A 1722-nucleotide genomic window follows, 5' to 3' on the forward strand; every position below is an offset into this window, starting at 1 on the left:
CCATTGGGTGTAAGCGGCAACTCGTCCAAATGGATGTAAGCAGCCGGTACCATATAATCGGGCAGCGATTGGGCAAGGAACTCCTTTAATGTACCTTCATCTATATCGCAGTCTGCTGCATAATACAGGCATAACAGCTGTTCGTCATGTACGGTTGCCACGGCCTGTTTGATGCCGTCATACTTCAAAGCCTGGCTTTCTATCTCGCCCAACTCAATGCGGTAACCTCTCAGCTTCACCTGAGTATCGATACGGCCGAGGTATTCCAACTCTCCTTGTTCGTTCCAGCGGCAGAGGTCGCCAGTGCGATAGCAACGCTGCCCCATGAACATAAAGAACTTGTTGGTATCATTTTCCAAAGGGTGCAGATAGCCTCTTGCCACACCCTCGCCGCCGATAACCAGTTCTCCTGCCATACCTCGCGGCAGCAGTCTTATGGATTCGTCGATGATAAATAGTTGGTAGTTATCTATGGGCACTCCAATGAGTGCTGAATCATAGTCATGTGTGATATTATAAAAAGTTGACACAAAGCACTCAGTGGGGCCGTATGCGTTAATTACGCTATAATTAGGCTTCTTCAAGGGTTGTAATTTCTCACCTGCCACTGTAAGTAACCTGAGCGAAGTGTTGTTAAAGGATGTGGCAAAGAGGTGTCCCACTTGTGTGGTGAGGAAAGCAATGGTTATTCGGTTTTGTTCCATATAACTGTTCATCGCTTCCATGTTCATGCGAATGTCACTTGAAAGGATATGCACACTAGCTCCTGTGAAGAGGGCTGGATAAATATCCATCATGTGTGTGTCAAAACCGAAATTGGAGAAAGCCAATAGCCTGTCCTCCTGTGTTATGGCTGCCTCTCTGATATACCAATGGCAAAAAATGACGATATTGTGATGTTCCAGTATGACACCTTTGGGCTTGCCTGTTGATCCTGATGTATATAGGATGACAAAGCGTTGTGACGGCAACGGCTTTGGCAGCCGGTCAGTGTTTGCAGGTAGGGATTGTAAGTCTTCAGCCATGAAAACCTCTCCCTTGAATCCGGTCATTGCCTGCTTTACCCTATCCTCCTCACTGAGTATGAGCCTTATGTTGGCATCCTGGCACATGTACTGCAGGCGCTCCTCCGGGAAGGTGAAGTCCAACGGCATATAGGCACCACCGGCCTTCATGATGGCTAGCGGATAGACAGCCATCAGTTCTGAACGTTCTATCATGACGCCGACGGCCTCTTCGGGCTGTACATGGTACTTATTAATAAGGTATGCAGCTAAATGGTCGGTCAGGTCATCCAGATCACGATAGGTCAGTTGCCGGTCCTTGAATACGACGGCAATGTTATTAGGAGTCTTAGCTGCCTGAGCACGGAACAGGCTGACCAATGTTTCAGGTGGGGCATATTCCATCCTTTCACCCATACCGAGCTTGATGAGCTCAGTCTGCTCTTCCTCATTCACTATCCGGATATCCTTAATCCTGGCATCAGACTGTGCTGCCATGGATTGGAGGATGCTGGTAAAGGTATTCTCCACGGTTCCGATTTCCTCCTGCGGATACAGTGAGGGATCATAGGCTATCTTTATCTCAAATGTGCCGTTGCTGTGTTGTCCGATGGCTATAGACAGCTCGTTAAACGGTTCCTCCTCTGTCTGTACGGGTCTGAAGTTCCATTCCTCCAGTGTCTCGTCCATGCCCTGCGGAACGGGATAGTTCTCGAAG

Annotated in this window: 1 protein-coding gene; it reads right to left on the reverse strand. The window is 48.5% G+C overall.

The window, feature by feature from the left end:
* Window positions 1–1722 (reverse strand): non-ribosomal peptide synthetase (locus BUB86_RS16825; RefSeq protein WP_139261760.1); only part of this gene is annotated, 1722 nt, incomplete at both ends.

The organism is Xylanibacter ruminicola, from assembly GCF_900142525.1.
Lineage (GTDB): Bacteria > Bacteroidota > Bacteroidia > Bacteroidales > Bacteroidaceae > Prevotella > Prevotella ruminicola_A.